The following is a 17906-nucleotide window of genomic DNA, read 5'->3' on the forward strand; positions in this document are numbered from 1 at the left end:
CGGATTCCAACCGCAGGAACAAGTGGTAGACTGCAAACCCTAATATCCCAAACGCGGTCGGGATTCCTCCGCGTTCACGCGGAGGAGGATGTCAATTCTTGCCAACAGATGATATGTCAGTATCTAATGACCCCGGTGAAATTCCCGAGTTTACCGCACTCTCCGATGAGGAGGAAATAGTTCCCATGGAATTATCCTCTCGAGGAGAAGTGTCGCTTCAAGATGCCAATTCTGAAGCCGACCAAGGACTCCCTGATGGAGTCTACTGGGATATCGTCGAGAAGCAGCTTGATAGCTCCAAGCTCGTTCAGCGAATTGAAGAAGCCGCTCCCGACATCGCAGAGCTCGATCCGCTTGAAACCCTGCTTGACATGGTCCAATGGACTGTGGATCAAATCAATAAGTTGGGAGAACAGATGGGTGAACTACATCAAAAAGGTGCGTCAGGTCAGGTCCGAACAATAAGGGACCGGTACGAGAATTTAGCTGGTTGGGCTAGAAGGTATTTCCACGAGTTTTGGCAACTGACCAGCTTCTCTAGCCATGGTCAAAATGTGCTTAGAATACCTGAAAAAGAGGAATTCTTTGATACAGGTAAGGACCCCAGAGGTGATATCGAGGGTGCTAAATTTGACCGTCAAAAGGCCCGAGACCATCTCGAAGGGAGAGTGTTTGGTGACCGGATCATTGAACGGATCGAGATATCAGAATCGACTACAAATGTAGTCGGGACTGACTCCTCTGTCGCCCGTGTTTCTTTACAGAATGAGTCGCGCCTGACACCGGAGACTGTATTTGAACTATACGCTGGAGCTGCGGCTTTAGACCATGACGACCGGAGGTTCACCGATTTCGATTTCAGCCCGGCCAATCTAAAAGAGTACCGGCAACGAGAGGCGTTCCGAAAGGGACTCCTGTTGTCCGAGAACGCCCTCCCGCAATTGAAAGAAAGTCAGGTCAAAAAAGCGCGGTTTGCTGCCTTAGACCTCCGACAGTACCGTGAGGTCATGCGAGTCGTCAAAAACGATGTCAGCTGGCGGCCTCACGGAGATGTTGATGAACAACTAGGGGACTACACCGGTTCGGATCTCATGTTCATGGACGGTCGACTAACACCGATCGTTCATCTGATGTCTGAGTTCCACTCGGACGACCTCTACGGTGAATTGGTTCGTAAAGAGATGCAGCACTTCGCGAGAGTTGCTGAGCTCGCACGTGAGGACAACTGGGAGACTGATACCACATTTGCTGGTGTGGTCAAAGAACCAGGTATCTCTTGGTTCGCTCCTATCGTTTTCTGGTATCTTGAGACCCAGCACGATGGAGATCTCGATCAAGATTCGGATGGAGCGATTAGAAACGTCTGGCAGCCACCTCTTTCGGATGTTGTTCTACCTCACCTCCTCTTTAGAGGACTCGCTGAGGCCAATGGTGTTCCCGAAGAAAATGAGTCCTTCAGTACCTTCCGGGTCCTTCGCCGTTTCTACGACAATTCCATTCCTAGCCGGGATATCCCACCACGTGGCCTGGACGATCAGCTAATAGATACAGAAAGTATGGACGGCTGGATGTCGTATTTCGAGCGGGTCCAGGAGCGACGAAAATCATTTGACAGGGAAACTGTTGACTTGGACACTTACCGCAAGTTTGGGTTCGCAACGGCGTGCGCAAATATGGGATCGCTGATGTGCTACGCTGGACCACCGAACCTCTATACTGCTCACCAGCGTAACCCGATTCGGCTCCCACGACTGGAGGTTTTGGTAAATCCGCCCAGAGATTCAAAAGAACAAATGAGGGAGGCGATCTCGGCATTTGCTCACAAACACTACTCGGATGACGATCACAGTATGGATGGCTACGATCGGCTCGAAGAAGTTCCGGTCGTTGTCCCCAGAGTGATTGTCGAGTCAGACAAGATTGCCAAATACGCCCGAGACCGAATCAGTGAGGATGTCACCCACGATATCCACGAGACCGTTCAAGATCTGAATAGTTCAAACTGAGGTCGGATATTCGGACTAAGTAGGTAGATCTCTCCTATGAACCTAAACCGCGCTAGACTCAATCGATCTTGAACGGATATCAGGATGCCCCGCCATTTTTTTGACTAGTTGAGGGGGAACTGCGTTCCCGATCACTCGCTCAGCATCGTGATTCGTGTTGGGGAGCTCGAACCACCTGGGGAATCCCATCAGAAGTGCGGCCTCACGGAATGTAATCGCCCGATCTTCAGATGGATGGGTGAATCGACCCGAACTGATGTTGGTACAGCGCGTGGTCATCGTCGGCGCAGGTTCGTCCCATTCCATGATCCCATAGGCGGAGGAGGCTCCGGAGTCAACCTTCTGGTGGCACTCCTTGATGAGATCCTTCTCCTCAGTCCCTTCAAGATCTTTCCAACTGCCACCGTGTTCCCGAATCGCCTCTATCATCTCGACCGTACTGTCTTGGTGTCGGCGAGCTCGGTGCGCTGGGTCGTCGGGATACCCGTCGATCCCGACCTGTTTCTGTCCGAGATCGAGATCCTCTTTCAGGTCGTCCCGGTGGATTCGATCTCGGACTGTCACCCACGGCTCCCTGTCGTCGTCTGGATCCTCTGCGTGTGTCGGCTCCGGAAAATCGATCTCCTCGTCGCTCGACTCGTAAACGAAGAGTCCGATCGTCCGATGTCTCTTCTGCGGAACCCCGTAGTCAGCCGCATCGACAACACGGAGCTCGTGACTGTAGCCGCCCTCCATCTTTGAGTCACCGCCACGGGTTATCGACCGCATCTGTCGCACGAGCCAATCAACGTAGTCAGTTGCAACCTCCTCGCCGGCGTTCATGATGTTGCTGACGTTCTCGAAGAACACCACGTCCGGCGTGGCCTCCTCGATGAACTTCACGTACGCCTTGAGGAGATTGTCCTTCGGTTTCCCATCAGGCCACGGTTCCGTGTCCCGGAGGCTGCTGAAGTTCTGACACGGGGGACAGCCACAGATCACGTCGACCTCTCCCTCCTCCAGATCGAATCTCTCGCGGATGTCCTCGAAGGTTACTGCCGGTAGATCGTCATCGACGTCGTCGTCCTCGTAGCCCCGACTGAGGTCGGCGCGCATCGGCTCGTTGAAGCTGACGGATCCCTCGTACTCGTCGAGGTCGCGGCCGCAGAGATTCGTCTCGTACGTCTCCAAAGCGCGCTCGTACGCGTCTACGGCCCCGACGACCTCGTAGCCCGCTTGGACGAACCCGAGAGAGGCACCACCAGCGCCACAGAACAGATCGACAACCTTCCCTCTACTCATGATTGTTTGTATACGTCTCTCGACATCTATACTTGTCGGAGTTCCGACGTCCATTCATATCCGGCCGGTTCATCGAGTCTATTCGACGTTTTTGATCGTCAGCCGGATGCGACCGCACCTCGCTACTCATCATCTGCCTTTACCGTACGAGCGTTCAAGGGGTTTCTGCTCGGGGCGAGCGGATCCCATGATCCTGACGACTTCTACGACTTGCGGTAAATCCTCAAGAGACCACTCTCACAAGAAGTCATGGACAGCAAGATCGGCAAGTCCACCGACATCGACGACACCTTCCGACAGTCCAGCGGGGTAACCGCGACGTCGAATTGCTCGACACGCGGACACCGAACGTGGACGCTCAACCGCTAAGTGTGGCGTCTGCGCAGTCACTCAGCAGTACGGAAACGCCAAACAGAGCGAAAACCTCGTCTCTAGTGTGACTCTTTCTTGAAACTAAGCCTACACATTCATAATGATAGGCTATCGTCACTTCGTATGGCACCAAGTGAGACGACACTTGAATTTTGTAACCGACTGTGGGATAATTGGACGCCTGAAAACGGCAAGAACCAGTGTGAGGACTGCCCAGCACACTGGTCGAACAGATCGGACTTCCCTGGTGATACCGACACACGCCAGAGTTCGCACGGTCACCGCCCTTGGTACGGCGACGGTGACCTCACAGACATCGAGGTAGTGTTTCTCGGGCACGAGCCCGGCCCGGGGAGTATCGGCGAAGAAAGTGAGGATGCGACAAACCACACTGAACGCTCTTTTGCGGACGTTCGCAACCCAAACATCGCGGAAGTTCCCGACGGCGCCGGACAGTGGTTTCCCCTCACCAAGCCCTTGTTCGAGCGCGTTGGGTCTGCGTTCCCCTCCTACTGGACACAGGCTAAGAAGTGTAATGAGCTGCCTAAAAACAACGAGGCCGCTGAACATCAGTGCGCAGGGATCGGAGACGAGCACGAGGGATATCTCTCTCAGGAGCTCTCGGCCGTGGATCCGAGCTACGTAATTGGCTTTGGAGAGGATGTCTATCGCATACTAACGGGTGTCTATGACATTGAGGGCCTAGGCAGCGGCTTCGACAAGCCCGTCGCATCTGGTGAGTCACCCTCCGGTCTTCGTCCTTTAAAAGTCGAGGATGCCGATTTTACATACCTCCCGACTGTTCACCCGACTCGGGGAGTCCAGCCCGATACGAAGAATCAGATTGAACTTGAGTCACAATCCGGGCAAAGCGATTCGGAGCGATACTACGAGATGTTCGCGGAGGACTTTATTAGTCAAGTAGAGACAGGTACTATCTGATTGCTAGGATGCGCGATGCCCTCTGACTCAGACGAAGCTATTTGATCGCTCGGAGCAACGTTCGACCATGACTCCCACCCTGCCGGAGGACTTCGAAGAGCGGTTCTGGCGCCGCCACTCCAATCCCAAGAGCGGCTGGAGTCGCACGGTCCTGCTGCCGGCGCTCCTGTTCGCCGTCTATCACCGGAAGCCGCGACTCGCGGGCGCCGCACTCCTGTTCACCGCGGTGAACCCGATCCTGTTCTCCCCGCCGGACGACGACGACGCCTGGATGACCCGCGTGGTGCTGGCCGAACGCTGGTGGACGCGCGAACGGAAGGCGGGCGTCTTCGACCGCACGTACCCGAACTGGCTCAACCTGGTCAACGTCCCCGTCTCGGTGTACGCGTTCGTCGCCGCGTACCGCCGTCGACCCCTCCGGGCCGGCCTCGCCGGAGCGCTCGCGATGGGACTGAAGTTCTGGTACGTCGGCGCGCTGGTCCGGCGATACGACGCCGCCGACCCGCGGGCGGACCGATAGCGGTCGTTCGCGTCGACCCTGACGACCGCGAGCGAGTGGTAGCCGCCGCCTCACGCTCACTCCGGCTGATACGGATTCGTCGCGACGTCGAGGCGGGAGACGCCCTCGGCGGCGTCGAAGTCGTCGTCGAACGCGTAGCAGTAGTCGAGCCCCTCGGCGCGCATGTACGCGACGAGACAGGCGTCGACCAGCGAGAACCCCTCGTGCCGCCGGAAGAGCCCCTTCGCCGTCGCGAACGCGTCCGCCGTCAGCGACTCAACGTGGAGGCGCGCGTTCGCCTCCACCCGGTCGAGGAAGTCGACGGCGGCGTCGTGGCCCGCGTGCGTCGTCAGGCCGTTGAGCGTCTCCGCGAGCACGTAATCCAGGATCACCGCCTCCGGGAGGTCCCCGGTGTCGATCCCTCTGAGGATCGGGAGCGCGTCCTCGTGCGCGCCGTCCCGACGGTACGCCGCCGCGAAGAGCACGGTCGTATCGACGAGCGCCCGGGGCATCTACTCGGGGTCGACGCCCCACGCGTCGTGCTCGGTCTCGACGTCGGTCTCCCGGTCGCCGTCGTACCCGTCGAACTCGCCGAACGTCCCGCTGCGCTGCTGGACGACCCGCACGCGAAGCGTGCCGTCGTCCTCGATCCGCCAGCGGAGCGTGTCTCCGTCGTCGATGTCCAGTTCCCGACGGATGTGGGCCGGAATGTTCGCCTGGTTCCCCGAGACCGTGCTCTCGGAGTCGACGCGCTCGCTGCTCATGCGTGTACGTACGTGGCCGTTTTGATAAATGTAGTGTGCGTTCACACTACTCTCGACTATCGGGTCCCTCTCTCTGACCGTCAGGCACTCCCACGTGTCCGGTGCGACTCTCCCGCGGCTCGCTACTTCCACTTTCACCGCCCGCCCATGGCTCACCCCTTTTTATTATCTCCCCGTCGGCACGCACATGTCCACTCGTTCCGACCGACCGACCGCGGACCTCCCGGACCTCGCGCCGGGGGTCACGCTCGTCGACGTCGACGACGACCTCGGCGTCACGCCCGTCCAGGCGCTGCTGCTCGACCGCGTGCTCGGAAGTGACGGCCCGGCGTTCTGGGTCGACGGCGCGAACCGAGCGAACACGACGCGCCTCCGCGAGCTCGCGCCGGCCGACCGCGTCCTCGACCGCGTCGAGGTCGCACGCGGGTTCACCGCGCATCAGCACACGGCGTTGCTCGACCGGCTGGCGGGCCGGCTCGCGGCTCGGGACTCGCCGTCGGTCGTCCTCGCGACCGGCCTCGACGCGCGCTACCGCGACGCCGACGTCGACGGCGAGCTCGCCGAGTCGATGTTCGTCCGCGCTATCGCGTCGGTCGCGCGCGTCGCCCGCGTCCACGACGCCCCGGTCCTCGTGACGCGCCGCCGCGAGGACGCGTTCTCGCGCCCGCTCCGCCGCGCCGCCGCGACGCACCTCACCTGCCGGGCGACCCCGTGCGGCCCGCGCTTCGAGGACGCCGCGGGCGAGACGGAGACGCTCGTGTACCGCGGCGCGGACGGCTGGATGCAGACGACGCTCGCGTACTGGCGCGAGGTCCTCGAACACCGCGCCCGGGTCCACGAGTCGGCGGCGCCCGACCGCCAGGCCGCCGCGACGGGGGTGCGCTGATGGGCCGGACGACCCCGACGTACCGCGACCGGCTGACCGCGCTCGAAGACGAGTGGGGGCCGTTCCGTCGCGCGCTGCGCCGCGCGGACCAGTCCCGGTTCGACCGCCTGTTCGTCTACGCCCGCGACCGCGCGGACGCCGCCGGCCACCTCAACCACGCCGACCCGCTGGCGCCGGTGTGGATGGCGGTCGCGCTCGAACAGGAGCGTCGCATCGCGGAACTCGAGGCGCGGGTCGACGCGCTCGCCGACGCGTAGCCGTGGTGCTCACGGTCGACCACCTCGGCGACGGCCGCGTCGCCGAGTGGCGGCTCACGCCGGACGGCGTCGCCCGCGAGGTCCGCGAGAACTACCGGCCGACGCTGTTCGTCGGCGATCCGGTCGACGACCTCTACGGCCGCGCGGGCGGCCTCGACCCGACGCCCCCCGCCCGCGACGGGCTCTCCGACGCGCTGTGCGACCTCCGGGCGTTCCTCGACGGCCAGACCGCGGTCGCCGACCTCGGCGTCGAGTCGCACCGGCAGACGTTCCGGACGACCGCGCGCCCGCTCCTCCGCATCGACGCGGCGTCGATCGACGCCGTCCGGCGGATCGCGAAGCGGATTCGTCAGTACGCCCGCCCGGACGCGTACACCTGCTACGACGTCGACCTCACGCCGGAGCTGCGGTACTGCCTCGAAACGGGGGCGCCGGCCGCGCCGGACCGGTCGGTCCGCGACCTCCGCACACTGCGCCTGGAGCGTCCCCGTCACGAGTCGGGCGTCGAGTCGCTCGCGTCCCTCACCGTCGATGGCGAACGGGTCGGCTCCTCGCCGGCCGAGGTCGTCGTGGGCGTCCGGGCGGCCCTCGACGACCGCGACCCCGACGTGCTGATCGCGTCGACCGCCGACCTCGTCCCGCTGCTGTTCGAGGCGGCCGACGCGTGCGGCGTCGACATCGAACTCGGCCGGCGGCCGGGCTACACCAAGCTCGCGAGCGAGTCGACGTACACCTCCTACGGACGGGTGGGGCACTCGCCGGCGCGGTACGCGGTCCCCGGGCGCGTTCTCCTCGACGAGTCCAACTCTTTCTTTTACCATGAATCCGGGCTGGCGGGGTGTCTCGACCTCGTCGAGCGCTCCGGACTTCCCCTCCAGGAGCTCGGCTGGGCCTCCATCGGCCGGGTGCTGACCGCGATGCAGATCCGCGAGGCGCGGCGCCGCGACGTGCTCGTCCCCTGGCGGGCGTGGCGCCCGGAGCTGTTCAAGTCGGCGCGGACGCTCGACGACGCCGACCGCGGCGGCACGACGCTCGCCCCCGAGGTCGGCGTCCACGAGGACGTCCGCGAGCTCGACTTCGCGTCGCTGTACCCGAACATCATCCGGACGCGCAACCTCTCGCCGGAGACCGTCCGGTGCGGGTGTTGCGATACCGACGACGTGCCGGGACTCGGCTACTCGGTCTGCGACCACGACGGCTACCTGCCCGACGTGCTCGGACCGCTCATCGACGCGCGCAGCGAGATCAAAGCGGACCTCGCCGACGCCGCTGACCGCGCTGACGCCGCGAACCCCGCCGCCGCTGACCAGCGGGAGCGGCTGGAAGCGGCCTCGTCGGCGATCAAGTGGATCCTCGTCTCCTGTTTCGGCTACCAGGGGTTCAGCAACGCCAAGTTCGGCCGCATCGAGTGTCACGAGGCGATCAACGCCTACGCCCGCGAGCTCCTCCTCGACGCGAAGAGCGCGCTGGAGTCGGCCGGGTGGCGCGTCCTCCACGGCATCGTCGACTCAGTCTGGGTGACGCCCGCCGAGGGACGAGAGCAGCGCCCCCTGAGCGCGGTCGCCGACGAGATCAGCAGGGCGGCCGGCGTCGAGCTGGAGTACGAGTGCGCGTTCGACTGGGTGGCGTTCTGTCCGACACGAGCGTCGGATTCGGGCGCGTTGACGCGCTACTTCGGAAGGCGACGCGGGGCCGACTCCCCCGAGACCGGACTCGGCGACGCGATCAAGACGCGGGGGATCGAGGGGCGACAGCGCTCGACGCCGGCGTGGGTCGAGGACGTCCAGCGCGAGGCGCTCTGCGTCTTCGACGAGACGCGCTCGCCGGAGGCGGTGTGCGACGCGCTCCGGCGCCGACTCCGCGAACTGCGCGCGGGCGAGGTCGACCCCGCCGAACTCGTCGTCGACAACCGCGTGTCGAAGTCCGTCGACGACTACTCGCGGGAGACGCTCACCGTGGCCGCCCTGAAGCGCGCACGGATCGAGGAGGTCGGGTTGGCGCCCGGGCAGACCGTTCGGTACGTAGTCGTCGACGCGGACGCCCGCGGCCCGGCGCGCGTCCGGCTGGCGTTTGAGGACGCCGACCGCTACGACGCCGCGTGGTACGAGGACGCCGCCGTGCGCGCCGTCGAGAGCGTGCTGGCCCCGGTCGGGTGGCGCGAGGGAGCGATCAGGGACTCTCTCGCCGGGACCCGCGACGAGACGCTGGCGAGGTACTGAGGAACCGACGCGCTGGCGACCTCCGGTCGACCGGACGGGCGAGCGGTCGCGCTCGCGAACGGTCGGCCGAACGCCGACGAGTCACCGCATCGCGTCGCGGACCGCGGCGGGGACGTCCGCTCGGTCGACCTCCCGAACCGACGAGGTGTCGGCCTCCGACGCCCCGTACTTGTACCCCGAACCGGTCAGTATCACGGCGACGTCGTCTGCGGCGTCGAGCTCGCCGGACGCGGCGAGCTCCCGAACGGCGGCCGTGGCCACGGCGCAGGACGGCTCGACGGAGACGCCGGCGTCGGCCGCGAGGCGCTCCGTCTCGGCGATCATCGTTTCCTCGGCGACGGAGACGACGCCGCCGTCCGTCTCCGTGACGGCGGCCAGCGCCCGGTTCCCGCTCGGCGGGTCGGCGTTGTTGATCGAGACGGCCACCGTCGGCTCGCCCTCGACGGGTTCGACGCACGAGTCCCCGCGCCGGTACGCCCGCGCGATCGGGTCGCACCGCGCGGCCTGCGCGAGGTAGATCCGCGGCACCGACGAGAGCAGCCCCGCCGCGTCCAGCTCTCGGAGCGCCTTCCAGACCCCGCTCGCCTGCCCGCCGCTGCTGACCGGTAAGACGATCGCGTCGGGGGCGTCGGGGGCGAACGCCTCGCAGATCTCGTACGCGACCGTCTTCTGTCCGGCCACTCGCAGGGGGGCGTCCGAGTTGAGGAACGCGGCGCCGAGGTCGCCGTCGAGGGTGTCGTCGTAGAGCCGCCCGTAGTCGCCGCGGACCCGGAACAGGTGCGGGTCGTGTTGGGCGATCATCGCGAGCCGGGAGTCGGGCGTGTCCTCCGCCACGAGCACGACCGCTTCCCGGTCCGCCGCGGCGGCGTGGGCGGCGACGCTCAGCGCCATGTTGCCGTGCGAGACCGTTCCGACCGGCCCGTCAATCCGGCAGATGCCGACCGCGGTCCCCCGGTCCTTGAAGCTCCCCGTCGGGTTGACGCCCTCGACCTTGAGGTGGATCCGGGGCCCGTCCGCGGGTTCGATCGACGGCGCGCGAAACAGCGGCGTCCCGCCCGCGGCGGCGGCGAGCCCGGTCGGTTCCGTCGCGGGAAGCACGGACTCGTAGCGCCAGAGGGTGTCCCGTCCGAGCGAGACGCCGCTCCCCGTCGGTCCGCTCGCTTCGCTCGCGTCGGGCCAGTCGAATTCGGTGGTATCGGTCTCGAACCAGAGCGGCTCGCCGCAGCGGCAGCGGGCCGCGTCGCCGAACGCGTACGTCTCGCCGCAGTCGTAACACGCCAACCGTTCCATATCGCTCCCTCGCGGCCGGCGTACAAATGGCTGATCACGAGCGAACGGGCGAGGGCCGCAGATCCGTCGCGCCCCGAACGCGGCGTTCCGGCCGTCCGGTGCGCCGTGGCCCAGTCGGTCCGCACGCGGCGGGGAGGTGTGCCGACGGGCGCTTGTTTGCTCGCTCGGCCGGAATCGCCTCGCACTCGTCGAGGTCGCGGTCGCGGTCACGGGGCACTTCTCTCGGATGACGCACACTCGTGCGATCAGTCGTCTAGCGGCTCCCGTAACGCCGCCTCGATCGGCTCGTCGCCGGTCGCGAGTTCGAATGTTTCGCCGTACGTGCGCTCCGCTTCGAGCGTCTCGACCAGCGTTCGGGAGACGTCTTCGCGCGGGATGTCGAGGTCGTCCCCGTCGAGGTGGGCGCCGACTCTGATCCGCCCGGTGCCGCCTTCGTCCGTCAGCGGGCCGGGCCGGACGATCGTGTCCGTCAGGTCGCTCTCTCGGAGGTACTCGTCGGCCTCGGCCTTCGCCCGGAGGTACTCCCGCAGCGATTCCGGGCCGTCCGCGGGCCGATCGGCACCGATCGAGCTGAGCATCACGAACCGTTCGATACCCTCGGCTTCGGCCTCGTCGACGAGGTTGATCGCCCCGTCGCGGTCGACGCCCCACACGTCCTCGCCGCCCGAGCCCGCGGCGAAAATGACCGCGTCGATCCCCTCGACGGCGTGCGAGACGTCGCCGGTGAGATCCGCGACGACCGGCTCGGCGCCCAGCTCTTCGATATCCTGCGCCTGTGACTCCGCGCGAACCATTCCCCGAACGCCGTGGTCGCGCTCGGTGAGGATGCGGGTCGCGTGTCGCCCGACCTGTCCGTGTGAACCGGCGATGAGAACGTTCATACGCTCGAACTCGGTCGGTATCGCGATGAAGCTAGCGGCCACCTTCGGCCGAGAGGCGTCTGAGTGGATACCACCTACTCGCCGTTTCGGCTACGAGCCGTCACAAGACCACGACAGGATGATTCCCCGATCGGGAGATGCGTGGACGAAATATCCGGGACAGACTGCTCGCTAACGAGTATTGTCGTAACGGAATTAGGTGGCTGGGGAGTTCCCGGCCCCTAACACGCCACGGCCAAAGACCGTGGACGCTGTAGGTGGGCCAACACGGATTTGAACCGTGGACCTCCCGGTTATCAGCCGAGCGCTCAACCTGACTGAGCTATTGGCCCAGGTGAGCGCATTCAGTCGTTGCGCGGGTAGGATTTTAAGGGTTTCCTTTCGGGAGCCGCCCGCCGTGTGGCGGTTTCACGGGGACTCGCGGCGCCCGCGCCGTCAGTCGGTTCCCTTCCGGTCCTCCTCTTCGACGGTGAAGTCCACGTCGACGACGTCGTCGTCCGCCGACGCGCTGCCGTGGTCCGCGTTCCCGCCGACGCTCCGGTCGGCCTCGCCGCTGTTACCGCGGTCACCGCCGTCGAAACCGCCCGGGCCGCCGTCGGGGCCGCCGGGACCGCCTCCGGGCCCGCCGGGGAACCCGCCGCCGCCCATCGTGAAGCCGCCCTCGCCGTCGTCGGGGAAGCCGCCGATGTAGACGTTACCCGAGAGGAAGCCGTCCGTCTCGCGTTCGATGTACGGGACGACGACGTACTTCTTCAGGGCCACCCGGATCGGGACCCGCGAGAGCGGGAGCGCGAGCAGGAACCCGACCGCGTCGGTGACGAGCCCGGGCGTGAGCAGGAACGCGCCCGCGGCGATGAGCAGGCCGCCGTCGAGCAGCTCGTCGGTCGGCGGCGTCCCCCGCGCCGCTTTCCGTTGGATGCGCGCGAGGGTCGCGCGCCCCTCGGCGCGCAAGAGGAGCATCCCGAGGACGGCCGTCAACACGACGAGCGCGACCGTTACCGGCCACCCGAGCCGCGTCGCGACCACGACCAGGAACAGCGCGTCCACGAGTGGGACGACGAGTAGCAGCGCGAGCAGCGTTCGCGGGCGCATACCCCCGCATTCCCGCCGGGCGCCCATAGCCCTTTTCGTCGCGGTCGCGGATCGGAGGCCGTTTTCCGTCGCGTTCCGCCCGCCGCGACCGCCACGGCTTTGCCCGCCCGGTCCGAGCCGGCGGTATGGACATCGTCGGCGCGCTCGGCCGCGACCCGCCGGACCGCGAGTCGCTCCCGCGGTGGGTCGCCCCGCTCCCGAAACGCCTGGAGGACGTCGCCTTCCGCTTCGCGTGGGTCGTCGTCGCGATCAACCTCGTCGGCACCGCGTTCGGCTTCTGGTACTACCGGTTCCAGTTTCAAGCCCTCCCGACCGAGATGTGGATATTCATTCCCGACAGCCCGGGAGCGACGCTGCTCATCGCGCTCGCGCTCGGCGCGTGGGCGCTCGGCCGGTCGAGCGACACGCTCGCCGCGCTGGCGTTCTTCGGGAACGTCAAGCTCGGGCTGTGGACCCCGTACGTCCTCGTGGTCTTCTACCCCGAGTTCCTCGCGGCCAACGGCCCGGCGATGTACGGGTTCCTCCTTTTCAGCCACCTCGCGATGGTTGTCCAGGCGTTCGTCCTCCACCGGATCACCGACTTCCCGCTGCGCGCGGTGGCGATCGCGACCGCGTGGTACACCGTCGACCTCCTCATGGACTACTTCGTCCCCGTGGTGGGCGAGGTCACCCACACCTATCTGCCGTACGCCGACGGTGCGCCCTGGTTCACCACGACGGTCCTCCAGGTCGCGGCCGCCGGCGCGGTCGCGCTCACCGTGATCCCGCTGTTCTGGGCGCTCGGGACCCGGATCGCGACGCTCCGAACTCGCGCGAGCGACCCCGGTGCGTAGTCGGGTCCGAGAGGTATCCGGACTGTCCAGACCCCGCGCTCACCGATTTAAGTGATCGGACGGCGTCGGATCGGGCATGAGCCACTACGAGCGGATCGCCGACCTCTCGGTGACGATCGAGTCGGTCGCGCGACGTCGACAGACGGCCGACACGACGAGCGGGTTCGAGCGGACGACCACGGAGTACCGGCTCTCCGGCGACGGCCTCGTCGGGCGCGGCGAGGACGTGACCTACGAGACGGCCGACCACGACGCGCTCGCAGGGACCGACCCGATCGACATCGAGGGAGAGTGGACCATCGACGCGCTGTCGGCCCGCCTCGACGAGATCGACCTCTTTCACGGGAACCCGCCCGAGAGCGAGACCTCCCGGAACTACCGGCGGTGGGCGGTCGAAAGCGCGGCGCTCGATCTGGCGCTCAGACAGCACGAGGAGTCGCTGGGCGAGCGGCTCGGCGTCGACCCGGAGTCGGTCCGCTTCGTCGTCTCGACGCGGCTCGGCGACCCGCCGTCGACCGACCGCGTCGAGGAACTGCTCGCGCGCAACCCCGACCTGGAGTTCAAGCTCGACCCCACGCCGGAGTGGCCCGACGAGGCGTTCGAGACCCTTCGGAAGACCGACGCCGTGCGCATCCTCGATTTAAAGGGGTGGTACGAGGGGACCGACGTCGACGTCGAGCCCGACCCGGAGCTGTATCGCGACGTGTTCGCGGCGTTCCCGGCCGCGGTCGTGGAAGACCCCGCGTTCACGCCCGCGACGAGCGCGCTCGTGGAGCCGCAGGCCGACCGCCTCTCCTTCGATTACCCGATCGACGGCGTCGAGAGCCTCGAATCGCTCCCGGTCGAGCCGGGGTGGTGTAACGTCAAGCCCTCTCGGTTCGGCACGCTCGAATCGCTGTTCGAGACGATCGCGTACTGCGAGCGGCACGGGATCGAGATGTACGGCGGCGGCCAGTTCGAGCTCGCGAGCGGCCGCACCGCGATCCAGACGCTCGCCGCGCTCTGTTACCCCGACGGGCCGAACGACGTGGCGCCGCGGGCGTACAACGACCCCGACGCCGAGCCGCCGTACCCGAAGAGCCCGCTCCGCCCGAGCCGCGACGCAGTCGGCTTTGAGTTTTGAGGAGACGCGAATCAGCCGACCGCCGAGGTCAACGATTTATAAATAACTCTGCGGTGGCGCGTGCCTCCGAGTGGCCGACAGGCCACGAGGAGCACGCGCGAGGGAGTCGCTGGCGGCGTCAGTCGCCAGCGACGAGGCTGGGGAGGCGTGAGGTGCGGTGCGGGGTGGGACTCAAAGGGGCAGTCGGCTCCGGGAAGACGGCCGAAGTAAGCACCGCAGCGAACGGAGTGAGCGAGGAGCGCAGCGAGGCCCTCGACCGGAGCCGACTGGGGCTTTGGAGGTGTCCACTGTCGATCCGGATTCGACTATTTATAAATAGCCGACTGTATCCACGGAACAACCAACCTCACGATCAGACCCGACTACTTACGAAACGAACTTAAGCAGGTCGTCGCGGTTGTGGTCGTGGAAGCGCGTTCGGAGGCACTCCTCTAACGCCTCGATGTCGCCGCGCTTCGCGCAGATGGGCGCCACGCGGTCGGACCACTGCTGCCACGGCGGGTACAGCCCCAAGCGATCACAGATCTCGTCGAGCCGCTCGTCGATGTCGTCGATCTTGTCCGTCTTGTTGACGGCGATGATCGGCTCGACGCCCACGTCCTCTAAGAACCCGAACATCTCCACGTCGTGGGGGATGTTCCCGCGCTCGGCGTGGCGGTCGATGATGTCGACCGCGGCCTTGCCGTCCATCACGACGACGCCCGCGAGGATCGAGTCGGCGTTGTCCTCTAGGTAGCGCACGATGTTCGTCTTGATCTGCTCGCGGTGCTCCTCTTCGACGCCGGACATGAACCCGAACCCGGGCAGGTCCGTGAACATGAAGCTCTCGCTGGCCCAGTCGAAGTGGTTCGGCTGGCGGGTGACCCCCGGCTTGCCGCCGGTCGAGAAGTCGTGGCCCGTCAGCTCGCGCATCAGCGTGGACTTACCGACGTTCGAGCGCCCCACGAGGACGACCTCGGCGTCACGGTCCGGCCGGTCTTCGAACATACCCGACCGTGCGGGCCTGAACCGGTTAAAAGGCGCGTCGCGGAGCGGACAGCGGGGGCTACTTACCGGTGGCCCGTCACCGACCGACATGGACAAGCAGGCCGTCCGCGAGGCGGTGTGGGACGCCTTCGACGAGGGCGACCAAGCGCGGTTCCCGTTCCCGCCCCACGACCGGATCCCCAACTTCGCCGGCGCCGACGAGGCGGCGAAACGGCTCGCGGAGACCGAGGCGTGGCAGTCGGCGACGACGCTGAAGGCCAACCCCGACGCGCCGCAGCTGCCGGTCCGTCGGGCCGCGCTCCGCGCCGGCAAGACCGTCTACGTCGCGCAGCCGCGCCTCTGCGACCCGGACCCGTTCCTCCGGCTCGATCCCGCCGAGATACCGCCCGAGGAGGTCGACGACGCGACGACCGTCTCCGGAATCGGCGAGTACGGGACCCCGACCGCCCCGGAAGACGTCGACCACGTGGACCTGATCGTCGCCGGCTCCGTCGGCGTGACGACGGACGGTGCGCGGATCGGCAAGGGCGAGGGGTACAGCGACTTAGAGTGGGCGGTCCTCCGCGAGCTCGACGCGGTCGACAGCGACACGACCGTCTCGACGACCGTCCACGAACTCTCCGTCCTCGACGGGCCCGAGTCGGCGGTCGGCGCGGACGTCGACCTCTCCGATCCCGACGTTGACCTCCCCTCCCCCGACGCGCACGACGTTCCGCTCGACCTCGTCATGACGCCGGAACGGACGATCCGGACCGACACGCCGCACCCGCGGCCGGATGGGGTCGACTGGGACGCGCTCGACGACGAGAAGCTGTCGGAGATACCCGTCCTCGCGGAGCGGGCGCCCGAAAAGAAATGATAACGCCTACCGATCCGGGTACCGGCGATCAGTCGGCGTGTTGCGGCCTCGGCGCGGACCGCTCGGGCCGGTTGTCGGCGACGTGGCCGCACTTCGGACAGACGATCGTGCGCTCGTCGCCGTCACTGACGACGAGCCATCCGTCCGACAGGGAACTCTCGAAGCGACACTCCGGACAGAAGAGGACCGACTTCCCGCGGGAGGGCGGGGAACCGCTGGCGTCTGCGTTCATGGTAGAGTTCAGGGCCCGGAGCTATAAGGGTCTTTTTCGACCTGATCGTTTAGTATGATCGGGTTTCACACGCGTATCTGTCACGCACTTTCGGAGATAATAGATCGATCATTCTCAAAATAAGAAATATACTGATCGGAAAACGTCACCATCGTTCGCGGGATTCCGATCGCCTGCGCGGCCCGTCCATTCCACGGAGTACCGCGCTAAGACGCCCGCCCTTTCCCCGAACTACCGCGCGAGCGGCATGTTGTAGCTCGTCTCTTCGGCCATCACGTACTCCCAGGTGGCCTCGCAGTCGCAGGACACCTGCTCGAAGACGCTCGGATCCTGGCGCTTGTCGAAGTCCTTGATCGCGGTCTGGACGCGGTCGTCGCACTCGCCGCAGTTGTGCGCGCCGCGGTCGGAGCCGTGGCCGACGGGGTCGGAGACGACGATGGCGTCGACGTCTGCGGTCTCCTCTAAGACGTGCGCGACCGACCAGAGCCACGGCGGGCGGTAGCCCCCCTCGAAGAACAGCTCGTCGACCATCGTGTAGCGCTGGACGTTCGTCGGGTTCATCGACACGGTGTGACAGCCCTCGACGTCGGCGCAGCGCCGGATCGAGTCGATCATGTCGGCGGCCGCCTCGGGCTCCGCGAGGAAGGGCGGCTTCATGAGGAGGTACGCCTTGATCCCCACGTCGGCGTCGAACTCGGCATCCGCCGCGGCCGCCTCCGCGCAGGCGCCTTCGAAGTCGGCGAAGTCGAAGTACTTGTTCACGCAGTCGTGGCGTACCCGGTCCGTCGCGGTCTCCAGCCCGACCGCCACGTCGGTGGCGATCCCGTGGTCCGCGAAGTCGGCGATCTTCTCGCGGTCGACGAAATCCGGCAGCGACTCGACAACGATCCGGTCGCGGTCTGCGAACGTCTCGGCGATGGCTCGCCGAGTCTCCGCTGGCACCTCGCGCTCGTCGAGGAAGGAGCCGGAGGTGTAGATCTTGATCAGCTCTGCGGGTCCGTCCGCCTCCTCGGCCTCGTGATCCAGACACGCGTCGATCTGCGTCATCAGGTCCTCGTGGGCGACGCTGCCGCCCTCGACCGACTCCGCGACGTAGCCGCACATCGTACACCCGCCGGCGCGGGCCCACCGGCAGCCGCCGGTGTTCAAGATGATCGTGAGGGAGTTCACGACGCCGTCAGGGGTGTTGTCCTCGTCGATCCACACGCGGGTGGGCTCCGTCGGGTCGTACGTCTCCGAGCGCTCGGCGCGGATGTCGCGCATCACGGCGTTGTGCGCGTCCATCCCGCGCCCCTGCTCGTACGCGTCGGGGCTTGGCTGGCTCATTGTCGGGAAGAGCGGGCGAGCGCGTAAAGCGGTGTCGTCATCGCGGATCGTCGTGAC

The 17906-nt window shown here is 65.9% G+C and carries 18 protein-coding genes and 1 tRNA gene; 9 read left to right on the top strand and 10 right to left on the bottom strand.

Features of this window, described 5'->3' with window-relative positions:
• Window positions 1-98 precede the first annotated feature (98 nt).
• Window positions 99-2006, top strand: a complete 1908-nt coding sequence (locus F3H13_RS15765; protein WP_149799957.1) for a hypothetical protein — start codon at window positions 99-101, stop codon at window positions 2004-2006.
• A 42-nt stretch (window positions 2007-2048) separates the two neighbouring features.
• Here the strand turns inward: F3H13_RS15765 and F3H13_RS15770 are convergent, their stop codons facing one another.
• Window positions 2049-3287 carry a DNA cytosine methyltransferase gene (locus tag F3H13_RS15770; RefSeq protein WP_149799958.1) on the bottom strand — a complete coding sequence of 413 codons (1239 nt, stop codon included), beginning with the start codon at window positions 3285-3287 and terminating at the stop codon, window positions 2049-2051.
• Window positions 3288-3782: 495 nt separating this feature from the next.
• On the opposite strand from F3H13_RS15770, the gene F3H13_RS15775 reads away from it, so the two are divergent.
• Window positions 3783-4601, top strand: a complete 819-nt coding sequence (locus F3H13_RS15775) for a hypothetical protein (RefSeq protein ID WP_149799959.1) — start codon at window positions 3783-3785, stop codon at window positions 4599-4601.
• Between the two features lie 67 nt (window positions 4602-4668).
• Window positions 4669-5121 (top strand): DUF6653 family protein, encoded by a 453-nt coding sequence (locus F3H13_RS15780; RefSeq protein WP_149799960.1) that lies wholly within the window; start codon window positions 4669-4671, stop codon window positions 5119-5121.
• Between the two features lie 56 nt (window positions 5122-5177).
• Here F3H13_RS15780 and F3H13_RS15785 read toward each other — a convergent pair whose 3' ends face one another.
• Together F3H13_RS15785 and F3H13_RS15790 are read right to left on the bottom strand one after the other, a co-directional pair.
• Window positions 5178-5612, bottom strand: a complete 435-nt coding sequence (locus F3H13_RS15785; RefSeq protein WP_149799961.1) for a PIN domain-containing protein — start codon at window positions 5610-5612, stop codon at window positions 5178-5180.
• Window positions 5613-5864: an AbrB/MazE/SpoVT family DNA-binding domain-containing protein gene (locus F3H13_RS15790; protein WP_008364558.1), complete on the bottom strand. Its 252-nt coding sequence runs from the start codon at window positions 5862-5864 to the stop codon at window positions 5613-5615.
• 187 nt (window positions 5865-6051) lie between these two features.
• Here F3H13_RS15790 and F3H13_RS15795 point away from each other — a divergent pair, with 187 nt between their 5' ends.
• The 3 genes from F3H13_RS15795 to F3H13_RS15805 are packed head-to-tail and all read left to right on the top strand — an operon-like array spanning window position 6052 to window position 9226.
• The gene (locus F3H13_RS15795) at window positions 6052-6750 is read left to right on the top strand and encodes a P-loop NTPase family protein (protein WP_149799962.1); all 699 of its coding nucleotides are present in this window, start codon (window positions 6052-6054) and stop codon (window positions 6748-6750) included.
• Window positions 6750-7007 carry a hypothetical protein gene (locus tag F3H13_RS15800; RefSeq protein WP_149799963.1) on the top strand — a complete coding sequence of 86 codons (258 nt, stop codon included), beginning with the start codon at window positions 6750-6752 and terminating at the stop codon, window positions 7005-7007. Before F3H13_RS15795 ends, F3H13_RS15800 begins: the two co-directional genes overlap by 1 nt.
• Before the next feature lie 2 nt (window positions 7008-7009).
• Window positions 7010-9226: a type B DNA-directed DNA polymerase gene (locus tag F3H13_RS15805; protein ID WP_149799964.1), complete on the top strand. Its 2217-nt coding sequence runs from the start codon at window positions 7010-7012 to the stop codon at window positions 9224-9226.
• Window positions 9227-9307: 81 nt separating this feature from the next.
• On the opposite strand, the gene F3H13_RS15810 is transcribed toward F3H13_RS15805, so the two are convergent.
• The 4 genes from F3H13_RS15810 to F3H13_RS15825 all read right to left on the bottom strand — a co-directional run bounded on the left by F3H13_RS15810 (window position 9308) and on the right by F3H13_RS15825 (window position 12489).
• The gene (locus F3H13_RS15810) at window positions 9308-10516 is read right to left on the bottom strand and encodes a threonine synthase (protein ID WP_149799965.1); all 1209 of its coding nucleotides are present in this window, start codon (window positions 10514-10516) and stop codon (window positions 9308-9310) included.
• A gap of 245 nt (window positions 10517-10761) precedes the next feature.
• Window positions 10762-11397 carry an SDR family oxidoreductase gene (locus F3H13_RS15815; protein WP_149799966.1) on the bottom strand — a complete coding sequence of 212 codons (636 nt, stop codon included), beginning with the start codon at window positions 11395-11397 and terminating at the stop codon, window positions 10762-10764.
• A 258-nt stretch (window positions 11398-11655) separates the two neighbouring features.
• Window positions 11656-11729, bottom strand: a tRNA-Ile gene (locus F3H13_RS15820).
• Window positions 11730-11832: 103 nt separating this feature from the next.
• A complete protein-coding gene (locus F3H13_RS15825; RefSeq protein WP_149799967.1) occupies window positions 11833-12489 on the bottom strand; it encodes an FxsA family protein in 657 nt (218 codons plus the stop codon).
• Between the two features lie 125 nt (window positions 12490-12614).
• On the opposite strand from F3H13_RS15825, the gene F3H13_RS15830 reads away from it, so the two are divergent.
• Window positions 12615-13322, top strand: coding sequence for a DUF1405 domain-containing protein (locus tag F3H13_RS15830; protein ID WP_149799968.1), 708 nt, complete (start codon window positions 12615-12617; stop codon window positions 13320-13322).
• A 76-nt stretch (window positions 13323-13398) separates the two neighbouring features.
• Window positions 13399-14445, top strand: a complete 1047-nt coding sequence (locus F3H13_RS15835; protein WP_149799969.1) for a hypothetical protein — start codon at window positions 13399-13401, stop codon at window positions 14443-14445.
• A gap of 366 nt (window positions 14446-14811) precedes the next feature.
• Here the strand turns inward: F3H13_RS15835 and engB are convergent, their stop codons facing one another.
• On the bottom strand, window positions 14812-15432 hold the full coding sequence (gene engB / locus F3H13_RS15840; RefSeq protein WP_149799970.1) for a GTP-binding protein EngB: 621 nt from the start codon (window positions 15430-15432) through the stop codon (window positions 14812-14814).
• A gap of 88 nt (window positions 15433-15520) precedes the next feature.
• On the opposite strand from engB, the gene F3H13_RS15845 reads away from it, so the two are divergent.
• Complete coding sequence (locus F3H13_RS15845) at window positions 15521-16291, top strand: 5-formyltetrahydrofolate cyclo-ligase (protein WP_149799971.1); 771 nt, start codon at window positions 15521-15523, stop codon at window positions 16289-16291.
• A gap of 28 nt (window positions 16292-16319) precedes the next feature.
• On the opposite strand, the gene F3H13_RS15850 is transcribed toward F3H13_RS15845, so the two are convergent.
• Complete coding sequence (locus tag F3H13_RS15850) at window positions 16320-16523, bottom strand: hypothetical protein (protein WP_149799972.1); 204 nt, start codon at window positions 16521-16523, stop codon at window positions 16320-16322.
• Window positions 16524-16754: 231 nt separating this feature from the next.
• Window positions 16755-17849 carry an archaeosine biosynthesis radical SAM protein RaSEA gene (locus F3H13_RS15855; protein WP_149799973.1) on the bottom strand — a complete coding sequence of 365 codons (1095 nt, stop codon included), beginning with the start codon at window positions 17847-17849 and terminating at the stop codon, window positions 16755-16757.
• Window positions 17850-17906: the final 57 nt, after the last annotated feature.

The organism is Halorubrum xinjiangense (genome assembly GCF_900102375.1).
Taxonomy (GTDB): Archaea; Halobacteriota; Halobacteria; order Halobacteriales; family Haloferacaceae; genus Halorubrum; species Halorubrum xinjiangense.

What these genes read in the sequence shown, in the direction of transcription:
- F3H13_RS15780 (WP_149799960.1), top strand. Translation starts at nt 4,669, where the DNA reads ATGACTCCCACCCTGCCGGAGGACTTCGAAGAGCGGTTCTGGCGCCGC.
- F3H13_RS15795 (WP_149799962.1), top strand. Translation starts at nt 6,052, where the DNA reads ATGTCCACTCGTTCCGACCGACCGACCGCGGACCTCCCGGACCTCGCG.
- F3H13_RS15845 (WP_149799971.1), top strand. Translation starts at nt 15,521, where the DNA reads ATGGACAAGCAGGCCGTCCGCGAGGCGGTGTGGGACGCCTTCGACGAG.
- F3H13_RS15835 (WP_149799969.1), top strand. Translation starts at nt 13,399, where the DNA reads ATGAGCCACTACGAGCGGATCGCCGACCTCTCGGTGACGATCGAGTCG.
- F3H13_RS15800 (WP_149799963.1), top strand. Translation starts at nt 6,750, where the DNA reads ATGGGCCGGACGACCCCGACGTACCGCGACCGGCTGACCGCGCTCGAA.
- F3H13_RS15850 (WP_149799972.1), bottom strand. Translation starts at nt 16,523, where the DNA reads ATGAACGCAGACGCCAGCGGTTCCCCGCCCTCCCGCGGGAAGTCGGTC.
- F3H13_RS15830 (WP_149799968.1), top strand. Translation starts at nt 12,615, where the DNA reads ATGGACATCGTCGGCGCGCTCGGCCGCGACCCGCCGGACCGCGAGTCG.
- F3H13_RS15825 (WP_149799967.1), bottom strand. Translation starts at nt 12,489, where the DNA reads ATGCGCCCGCGAACGCTGCTCGCGCTGCTACTCGTCGTCCCACTCGTG.
- F3H13_RS15815 (WP_149799966.1), bottom strand. Translation starts at nt 11,397, where the DNA reads ATGAACGTTCTCATCGCCGGTTCACACGGACAGGTCGGGCGACACGCG.
- F3H13_RS15855 (WP_149799973.1), bottom strand. Translation starts at nt 17,849, where the DNA reads ATGAGCCAGCCAAGCCCCGACGCGTACGAGCAGGGGCGCGGGATGGAC.
- engB (WP_149799970.1), bottom strand. Translation starts at nt 15,432, where the DNA reads ATGTTCGAAGACCGGCCGGACCGTGACGCCGAGGTCGTCCTCGTGGGG.
- F3H13_RS15785 (WP_149799961.1), bottom strand. Translation starts at nt 5,612, where the DNA reads ATGCCCCGGGCGCTCGTCGATACGACCGTGCTCTTCGCGGCGGCGTAC.
- F3H13_RS15810 (WP_149799965.1), bottom strand. Translation starts at nt 10,516, where the DNA reads ATGGAACGGTTGGCGTGTTACGACTGCGGCGAGACGTACGCGTTCGGC.
- F3H13_RS15775 (WP_149799959.1), top strand. Translation starts at nt 3,783, where the DNA reads ATGGCACCAAGTGAGACGACACTTGAATTTTGTAACCGACTGTGGGAT.
- F3H13_RS15790 (WP_008364558.1), bottom strand. Translation starts at nt 5,864, where the DNA reads ATGAGCAGCGAGCGCGTCGACTCCGAGAGCACGGTCTCGGGGAACCAG.
- F3H13_RS15770 (WP_149799958.1), bottom strand. Translation starts at nt 3,287, where the DNA reads ATGAGTAGAGGGAAGGTTGTCGATCTGTTCTGTGGCGCTGGTGGTGCC.